Origin of the sequence: Micromonospora yasonensis (assembly GCF_026013475.1) — a bacterium.
GTDB classification, from domain to species: domain Bacteria; phylum Actinomycetota; class Actinomycetes; order Mycobacteriales; family Micromonosporaceae; genus Micromonospora; species Micromonospora yasonensis.
Genome location: NZ_JAPDPH010000269.1, coordinates 1 through 8435 on the forward strand (window position 1 = coordinate 1; position 8435 = coordinate 8435).

Annotated in this window: 8 protein-coding genes and 1 pseudogene; 1 reads left to right on the forward strand and 8 read right to left on the reverse strand. The window is 74.7% G+C overall.

The genetic code is table 11. The features are described from left to right. The 4 genes and pseudogenes from ONA70_RS32215 to ONA70_RS32230 all read right to left on the reverse strand — a co-directional run. Positions 1-513, reverse strand: a pseudogene (locus ONA70_RS32215) (hypothetical protein); the annotation flags it as partial. Continuing rightward, positions 513-2015, reverse strand: a complete 1503-nt coding sequence (locus ONA70_RS32220) for a replication-associated recombination protein A (protein WP_265010261.1) — start codon at positions 2013-2015, stop codon at positions 513-515. The pseudogene ONA70_RS32215 and the gene ONA70_RS32220, both read right to left, overlap by 1 nt. Before the next feature lie 74 nt (positions 2016-2089). Beyond that, positions 2090-2293: a hypothetical protein gene (locus ONA70_RS32225; RefSeq protein WP_265010262.1), complete on the reverse strand. Its 204-nt coding sequence runs from the start codon at positions 2291-2293 to the stop codon at positions 2090-2092. 107 nt (positions 2294-2400) lie between these two features. Next, the gene (locus ONA70_RS32230) at positions 2401-2955 is read right to left on the reverse strand and encodes a GNAT family N-acetyltransferase (protein WP_265010263.1); all 555 of its coding nucleotides are present in this window, start codon (positions 2953-2955) and stop codon (positions 2401-2403) included. Positions 2956-2981: 26 nt separating this feature from the next. On the opposite strand from ONA70_RS32230, the gene ONA70_RS32235 reads away from it, so the two are divergent. Next, entirely contained in the window at positions 2982-3722 is a 741-nt protein-coding gene (locus tag ONA70_RS32235; RefSeq protein WP_265010264.1) for a GNAT family N-acetyltransferase, read from the forward strand. A gap of 226 nt (positions 3723-3948) precedes the next feature. On the opposite strand, the gene ONA70_RS32240 is transcribed toward ONA70_RS32235, so the two are convergent. The 4 genes from ONA70_RS32240 to aspS form a co-directional block, all read right to left on the reverse strand. Continuing rightward, positions 3949-5367 carry an MFS transporter gene (locus ONA70_RS32240; protein WP_265010265.1) on the reverse strand — a complete coding sequence of 473 codons (1419 nt, stop codon included), beginning with the start codon at positions 5365-5367 and terminating at the stop codon, positions 3949-3951. Continuing rightward, on the reverse strand, positions 5364-5987 hold the full coding sequence (locus tag ONA70_RS32245) for an ArsR/SmtB family transcription factor (protein WP_265010266.1): 624 nt from the start codon (positions 5985-5987) through the stop codon (positions 5364-5366). Before ONA70_RS32245 ends, ONA70_RS32240 begins: the two co-directional genes overlap by 4 nt. Before the next feature lie 86 nt (positions 5988-6073). Further along, positions 6074-6883 carry an SDR family oxidoreductase gene (locus tag ONA70_RS32250; RefSeq protein WP_265010267.1) on the reverse strand — a complete coding sequence of 270 codons (810 nt, stop codon included), beginning with the start codon at positions 6881-6883 and terminating at the stop codon, positions 6074-6076. 62 nt (positions 6884-6945) lie between these two features. Further along, positions 6946-8435 (reverse strand): aspartate--tRNA ligase (gene aspS, locus ONA70_RS32255; protein ID WP_265010268.1); only part of this gene is annotated, 1490 nt, incomplete at its 5' end.

The following is an 8435-nucleotide window of genomic DNA, read 5'->3' on the forward strand; positions in this document are numbered from 1 at the left end:
CGCGTCCCCGGTGCGACGGGGCGGCTCGGCGGGTGGCCGGCCGGAACCGGGCGTGCCGGGCCAGGGCCCGTCGTCCGGGCGACGCCGGCCGGCGGCCGGGTCGGGACCGTCGGGGCGCACCGGGGGCGTGGCCGGACCATCCATCGGGCCGCGGCGGGGCGGACCGTCCGGGCCGGGGCGGCCTGCGGGCGGCGGCGGTACCGCACCCGGGTGGGCGCCGCGGGGCGGCTCGTCGCCGGGCGCGCCGGCCCGTGGCCCGGGACTGGCGGGCGGCATCCCGCCCCGCACGGGCGGCAGCGCCCCGGTACGCGGGCCGGGCGCCGCACCCTCCGGGCCCAGCTCGGCCCGTTGCTGCTTCGCCGTCCGCAGGTCGTCGATCCAGCCGAACTCCTCGCCGACGGTCGCCTCGTCCGGCTCGGCGTCGGCCTTCCCCCGGCCCCACCGACGGCCTTTGGCACGGGGGTCGCGCCGCTCCTCGGGGCCGTCCTCCGGCCGCTCCGGACCACGCGCCATCACTGCTGACCCTCCTCGACGGCGTCGCTGCCGCCCTCGTTCGCCCCGTTTGCCTGGTCCGGGCCCGCCGGGCGACCGCCGTTCACCGCGGCCGGCACGGTGGCCTCCGTGCGTGCCACCGGCGCCGGCAGGCCACGTACGATCCGGCGCAGCAGCGGCAGCCGGGTGACCACCGCCCGCTCCGCGCCGTGGCCGCTGGGCCGGTAGTAGTCGGTCCCGACGAGATCGTCCGGAACGTACTGCTGGGTGACCACGCCGCGGTGGTCGTCGTGCGGGTACCGGTAACCGGTGCCGTGGCCCAGGCCCCGGGCGCCGGCGTAGTGGGCGTCCCGCAGCCCGCGCGGCACCGGGCCACCCCGGCCGGCCCGTACGTCGGCGATGGCGGCGCCGATCGCGGTGGTGGCCGAGTTGGACTTCGGGGCGGTGGCCAGGTGGATCACGGCCTGGGCCAGGTTGAGCTGCGCCTCGGGCAGGCCGACGTACTCGACGGCGTGCGCGGCGGCGGTGGCGACGGTCAGCGCGGTGGGATCGGCCATGCCGACGTCCTCGCTGGCGAAGATGACCATGCGCCGGGCGATGAACCGGGCGTCCTCGCCGGCCACCAGCATCCGGGCCAGCCAGTGCAGCGCCGCGTCCACGTCCGAGCCGCGCATGCTCTTGATGAACGCGCTGGTCACGTCGTAGTGCGCGTCGCCGTCGCGGTCGTACCGGACGGCGGCGACGTCGACGGCCTGCTCGGCGGTGGCCAGGTCGATCCGCTCGGCGCCGAGCGCGCTCGCGGTGGCGGCCGCCGCCTCCAGGGCGGTCAGCGCCTTGCGGACGTCGCCGCCGGCCAGCCGGACGAGATGGTCCTCGGCCCCGCTCTCCAGGGTGAGTGCGCCACCCAGCCCGCGCTCGTCGGCCACCGCGCGGCGCAGCAGGCCACGCACGGCGTCGTCGTCGAGCGGCTGGAGGGTGAGCAGCACGCAGCGGGACAGCAGCGGCGAGATGACCGAGAAGTACGGATTCTCAGTGGTCGCCGCGAGCAACGTGACCGTCCGGTCCTCGACCGCGGCGAGCAGCGAGTCCTGCTGGGTCTTGCTGAACCGGTGCACCTCGTCGATGAAGAGCACGGTCGGCGGGCCACCGGCCCGGCGCTGCCGCCGGGCGGTGTCGATCACCGCCCGGACGTCCTTGACCCCGGCGGTCAGCGCGGACATGGCGACGAAGCGGCGGTCGGTGGCCCGGGCGACCAGGTGGGCGATGGTGGTCTTGCCGCTGCCGGGCGGCCCCCAGAGGATCACCGACATCGGCGCGGCACCCTCGACCAGCTGGCGCAACGGGGCGCCCGGGGCGAGCAGGTGGTCCTGCCCGACCAGTTCGTCGATGCTGGCCGGCCGCATCCGGACGGGCAGGGGCGAATCCGCCCCGGCGGCGGTGAACGCGTCGACGCCGCCGGAACCCGCGGGGGCGCTGGGCGCTCCGGCGGGTCCGTTGAAGGTGAAGAGGGCGTCGGACTCCATCACGAAGACAGTACCGGGCGCGGCCGACGACGCTGGAATCGCGCCGTGGGCCGCGCCCGGGTGATCCGTTCCGGTCAGCCACGACCCGGCCGGCGGCCCCGGTACCAACGGCCGCCGCCACCGGCACGGCCGACCCCGGCCAGGTGGAGGGAGAGCAGCAGGAAGCCGATCAGCATCAGAGTGTGCGTGTTGAAGAGGTCGGGCGCGCCCAGGTTGGTGTTCAGGAAGTCGAGCAGCAGCGCGAAGCCGAACACGATGGCCGCGAGAATGGCGAGCATGTCGTTCCTCCCCGGTGGGGGTCCCAGTAGGTCGGTGACGGATGTACCCGATCGGTCTGTTCGCCAATCTCCACCCTGGACCGGGCCGCCCCACGGCCCGGCCGACGCTACCGGTCGGTGGCGAGGATCGCGTACCGCACCGAGTCCCACCAGTGCCCGCGGACCAGGAGGTGGTCCCGGCTGACTCCTTCCCGCCGCATCCCGACCTTCTCCAGCACCCGGCACGAGGCGACGTGGTCGGGCCGGGTGGTGGCCTCCACCCGATGCAGGCCCACCTGCTCGAACGCCAGCCGCAGCAGCAGGCCGGCGACCTCGGTGCCGAGCCCGCGCCCCCAGCGGTCGGCGGCGAGCACGTAGCCGATCTCCCCGCGCCGGTGCTGCGTGCTCTCCACGGTGAGCGTGCCCATCCCGACCAGCCGGTCCCCCTCGACGGCCGCCAGTCGGTACGCCGGCCGCGGCTCGCCGCCGGCCTCGTCCCGCCACGCCGGCACGACGTCGCGGACCTCGTCGAGGGAGGGCAGTTGGTCGTCGAGCACCCGCTCGAAGACGCGTGGGTCGGCCAGCATCGCGTGCAGCGGCACGACGTCGGCGTCGTCCAGTTCACGCAGCACGCAGTGCGCGCCGGCGAGACGGACCGGCCGTACGGAGCGGACGAGGGTCACGGTTTCTCCTCTCGTAGGCTGGCGGCATGATCACTACCGACCAGATCCTGGTGGGTCGGGACGCTCTGCTCACCGCCACCGGCCACCACCCGTACGCCCGACACGCCCTCTGGCGCGACCACGAGCCGCAGGGGTGGCACCGCGACGGCGCGGTGTGCTGGCTGCTGCCACCGGAGCAGGGACCGGCCGGCGGCGCGTTGGGGCCGGTAGGGCCGGCGCTGGAGGTCTTCGCCGGACTGGTCGCGGACGGGACGCTGCGCGCCGGCCAGTGGCTGCACCTGCCCCGGGCCACGCCGGACGAGGTGGCCGAGCGGTTCGCCGTCGCCCGGCTCGACCAATGGGACTTCCTCTGGACCACGGCGACCCCGCCCGAACAGGACGGGGAGGAGCGGGTGGTCCGCCTGTCCGCGGCCGACCACCCGGCCCTCGACGCGCTGATCACGCGCTCCTTCCCCACCACGACCTCCCGTCCCGGCGACCCGCGGATCGTCGACTGGTACGGCATCCGGGACGGCGACCGCCTGGTCGCCTGCGGGGCCGACCGGAGCCGGGGTGACGTCGGTTTTCTCGCCGGCCTCACCGTGGCGCCCGACCAGCGGGGCCGGGGCCTGGGCGCCGCGCTCACCGCCGGGATGACCCGCGCCCTGCTCGGCCGGTACGACCAGGTGGCGCTCGGCGTCTACACCGACAACGTGGGCGCCATCCGGCTGTACCGCCGCCTCGGCTACACCGACACCGAACCCCGCAGCTCCGTCCACCTGGCCTGACGCCGCCGCCCCGACCGTGTCTCCCGGCCGTCGGAGGGCACACGTCGCGGCTCTGGCGTGTCGGGGCTCCCCAGGCACAGAGGTGCGTCGCACTACGAACGTGATGACGCAGATGGATCGATCGTCACCCGTGCGCGTACGCCGGGCGTGAGTCGTTCGCGTCATCAGGTTCGTAGCCTCCCGCCAGCCCGCTCCACCTCGGCGTCGCACTTCCCGACGAGACCCGTCAAGCGGACCGGGTGGCGGCGCCGGCCGCGGCGGCCGGGTCCGACGCCGGGGCGGCCACCGGGGCGGGGCCGGCGAGGCTGCCGTCGGGACCGGTCGGCGCGAGACTCTTCTCGGAGCGGACCTCTTCGGCCGCCTCCGGCGCCTTCTCCCCCGGCGTGGCCGGCCCGCCGGTGCCGGACGCGGCGGCCCGGTTCGCCCGCCAGGCCGGCAGGTAGAGCGGGGCGCCCAGGGCGAGCACCACTGCGCCGACCAGCATGGCGAGGCTGACGCTGGTGCGGTCCGCCAGGGCGGTCAGGACCACCGCGCCGAGCGCTCCGGCCGGCTGGCCCATCATCGAGTTCAGCGAGAGCACGCTGGTCCGGTACGGCCCGTCGACCTGCCGGTGCAGCAGCCCCATGTGCAGCGGGTTCGACGCGCCGTGCACGGTGTAGCAGGCCAGGTAGGCGATGAGCACGCCGACCGGGCCGGCGAGCAGGCCCATGCCGACCACCGTCACGCCCTGGAGGATCCGCATCAGCGCGGCGGCGGGCGCGGCCCCGAGCCGGCGCAGCAGCAGCGGGGTCAGCGCGGCGCCGGCCGCGTTGGCCAGCCAGGCGGCCGAGCCGGCCGGGCCGAGCAGCGCCGCCGCCCGGTCGGCGTCGCCCACCACCTCGGAGAGCCGGATCGGCAGCAGCGACTCGAAGGTGACCATGCCGAAGCCCCAGAACAGCTCGACCGCGACCAGGGCGAGCAGCACCCGGGAGCGGCGCAGCAGGCCGACCGCCTGGCCGACCATCCGGGGCGCCTCGACCACCGAGGCGCGCAGCGCGCCCACGCCCTTGGCCGACCGGTGCTCGACGAGCAGGACCAGCAGCGCCACGATCGAGACCGCCTGCAGGACGATCGCCACCAGCACCGGCAGGGTGAGCGCGCTGACCGGGCCGACCGGGCCGAGCGCGACCAGCCCGCCGCTGAGCAGCGCGCCGGCGCCGATGGCGAGGCCGATGACCATGCCGGCGTGGCCGAGGCCGCGCTCGTACTCGGCGTCCGGGTCGGCGGCCAGGGTGGCATCGACGTACCAGGACTCCAGCGGGCCGCTGTCCAGCGCCCGGTAGATGCCCTGCAGCGCCCAGACCAGGGCGAACAGCCAGAACGAGTCGGCCACCGCGAACAGCACCAGCGAGACCAGGCAGATCACCCAGGCGGCGACGAGGATCGGCTTGCGGCCGAGCGCGTCGGCGAAGCCGCCGGTGGGCAGCTCCAGCGCGAGCACGACCAGCCCCTGCGCGGTGGCGACCAGGCCGATCTGGGGCAGCGACAGCCCGCGCTCCTGCATCAGCAGGATCATCACCGGGATCAGCAGGCCGCCGGGCAGCCAGCGCAGGGCGTAGAGGGTGAGGTAGCGGAAGCGGACCTGGCGTACGGACAGGGCGCTCACGGCTTCTCCTCGGCGGTCGGTGGGGTGGTGGGCCGCAGATCCGCCGGGAGCGGCAGGGCGGCGAGGAAGATCTGCACCTGCTCTGCGCCGGGCTCGGTGGGGTCGGCCTCCTGGCGGTAGCGATCGAGGATCTGCCACAGCTCCGCCTGCAGCGCCTGAAGCCGGGCGTGCGGGATCGTCATGAAGATGTCGCCCATGCCGAAGGCGTCGCGCCAGGCGGGCGACCACTCGTGGCGGACGGCGAACCACCGCTCGGCGATCTCGGCGAACTGCCGCACCTGCTCGCCCTCGATCCATTCGATCGCGGCGCGGGCGTCCGGGTCGTCGTCGAAGTCGGTCGGCTCCCAGTTGGTCACGTCGTGCGCGGCCCGCCAGAACCGCTGCCGGCCGGTGCCGAGGTCCGGGTCCTCCGTGACCAGTCCGACCTCGGCGAGCTGGCGCAGGTGGTAGCTGGTCGCCCCGGTGTTGGTGCCGAGCAGTTCGGCGAGCTTGGTGGCGGTCGCCGGGCCCCGCACCCGCAGCGCGCCGAGCAGCCGCGTGCGCAGCGGGTGCGCCAGGACGCGCACCTGCTGGTGAGAGAGCCGCACGGCGCGCGGCGCGAACCTTTCCTCGTTCTCCATACGTTGCACAGTATCTGTGCACACTTTCTATGCACAAGAGTTGTGCATAGAAAGTGTGCATGATCCGACAGATGGCCGACGGGACGTCAGGCGAGCAGTTCGGTGACCCCACGCAGCCGGGTCCGGAGCAGCCCGGCGGCCCGGGAGGAGTCGAGGCGCACCTCGGCGGGGCGGCGCACGCCGGCGGCGATCGCGGTGGTCGTCTTCAGGGCGCCCGGGTCGAGGCCGAGGTGCCGGGCGACCAGCAGCCCCAGCTCGGCGCGGCTGACCGCGTCGGGGCCGGCCACGTTGAGCGGGCCGGCGTAATCCGAGGCCGCCAACTCCAGCACGGCGGCGGCCAGGTCGGTCACGTCGATCGGGCAGCGGACCTCGTCGGTGAACAGGGACATCCGGCCGGCCAGGGCGTCCCGGCAGAGCTGGATCTGCTTGCTCCCCTCACCCACGATCAGCGAGGTCCGCACCAGCACCGCCCCCGGGTCGACCGCGCGCACCACGGTCTCCGCGGCCGCCTTCGCCGCCCCGTACGGGAAGATCGGGGTGGGCACCTCGTCGTCGCCGTACGGCTCCGGGCGGCCGCCGTGCAGGGCGTCACTGGACAGGTGCACCAGCCGCGCCCCCACCTCGGCCGAGGCGTACGCGACGTGGGCCGCCCCGTCCGCGGTGACCGTCCAGTCGTCGTACCGGTAGGGGGTGCTGATCACGGCGTCCGGGCGTACCTCGGCCAGCAGCGCGCGCACCGCGGCGCGGTCGGTGACGTCGAGCCGGCGGGCGGCGACCCCCGGCACCGCGACGGCGGCCGAGTGGTACGTGCCGACCACCGACTGCCCGGCCGCGACCGCCTGCCGGCACACCTCGGCGCCGAGGAAGCCGCTGGCGCCCACCACGAGCAGATTCATGTGTCCCCCAGACAGAGAGAAGGCCCGCGTCATCATGACGCGGGCCTTCCGCCAACTCAGGATCAGGTCGGGTCGGCCACCGGGGCGACCGGGCCGGCGGTGCCGGCGTGCACCCCGGTCGGCGCCTTCGGCTTGGCGTCGATGCCGGCCTCGGCGCGCTGCTGGGCGGTGATCGGCGTGGGCGCGCCGGTCAGCGGGTCGAAGCCGCCCCGGGTCTTCGGGAAGGCGATGACCTCGCGGATCGAGTCCGCGCCGGCGAGCAGCATGCAGACCCGGTCCCAGCCGAACGCGATGCCGCCGTGCGGCGGGGCACCGTACTTGAACGCCTCGAGCAGGAAGCCGAACTTGTCCTGCGCCTCCGCGGCGCCGATGCCGAGCAGGTCGAAGACCCGCTGCTGCACGTCGCCACGGTGGATACGGATGGAGCCGCCGCCGATCTCGTTGCCGTTGCAGACGATGTCGTACGCGTAGGCCAGGGCCCGGTCCGGGGCCTCCTCGAACCGGTCGACCCACTCGGCGTTGGGCGAGGTGAACGGGTGGTGCACGGCCGTCCAGCCGCCCTCGTCCGTGCGCTCGAACATCGGCGCGTCGACCACCCAGCAGAACGCCCAGGCGCTCTCGTCGACCAGGTTGGCCCGCTTGGCGATCTCGATCCGCGCCGCGCCGAGCAGCTCCTGCGCCTCCCGGGTGTTGGTGCTGGCGGCGAAGAAGACCGCGTCGCCGGGCTTGGCGCCGACCGCGTCGGCCAGCCCGGCCAGGTGCGCCTCGGAGAGGTTCTTGGCCACCGGCCCGCGCGCCTCGCCGGTCTCCGCGTCGAGCACCACGTACGCCAGGCCGCGCGCGCCGCGGGCCTTGGCCCAGTCCTGCCAGCCGTCCAGCTCCTTGCGGGTCTGGCTGGCGCCACCCGGCATGACCACCGCGCCGACGTACCCGCCGGCGTCGATCGCGCCCGCGAAGACCCGGAACTCGGTGCCGCGCAGGTAGTCGGTCAGCTCGGTCAACTCGACGCCGTAGCGCAGGTCGGGCTTGTCCGAGCCGTACCGGGACATCGCGTCGTGCCAGGTGATCCGCGGGATCGGCCGGGGGATCTCGTGGCCGGCCAGGTCGGACCAGAGCGCCCCGACGATCGCCTCGCCGAGGTCGATCACGTCGTCCTCGGTGACGAAGGACATCTCGATGTCGAGCTGGGTGAACTCCGGCTGCCGGTCGGCCCGGAAGTCCTCGTCCCGGTAGCAACGGGCGATCTGGTAGTACCGCTCCATCCCGCCGACCATGAGCAGCTGCTTGAACAGCTGCGGCGACTGCGGCAGCGCGTACCAGCTGCCGGGCTGGAGCCGGACCGGGACCAGGAAGTCGCGGGCACCCTCCGGGGTGGAGCGGGTCAGCGTCGGGGTCTCGATCTCCAGGAAGTCCCGCTCGTGCAGCACTTTCCGGGCGAGCTGGTTGGCCCGCGAGCGCAGCCGCATCGCCTTCGCCGGGCCGCCGCGGCGCAGGTCCAGGTAGCGGTACTTGAGCCGGATGTCGTCGCCGGCCTCGACCTGGTCGTCGACCG

Excerpts from the sequence above, each read along its gene's own strand:
- ONA70_RS32225 (WP_265010262.1), bottom strand. The coding sequence starts at position 2,293 with ATGCTCGCCATTCTCGCGGCCATCGTGTTCGGCTTCGCGCTGCTGCTC.
- ONA70_RS32245 (WP_265010266.1), bottom strand. The coding sequence starts at position 5,987 with ATGGAGAACGAGGAAAGGTTCGCGCCGCGCGCCGTGCGGCTCTCTCAC.
- ONA70_RS32250 (WP_265010267.1), bottom strand. The coding sequence starts at position 6,883 with ATGAATCTGCTCGTGGTGGGCGCCAGCGGCTTCCTCGGCGCCGAGGTG.
- ONA70_RS32235 (WP_265010264.1), top strand. The coding sequence starts at position 2,982 with ATGATCACTACCGACCAGATCCTGGTGGGTCGGGACGCTCTGCTCACC.
- ONA70_RS32220 (WP_265010261.1), bottom strand. The coding sequence starts at position 2,015 with ATGGAGTCCGACGCCCTCTTCACCTTCAACGGACCCGCCGGAGCGCCC.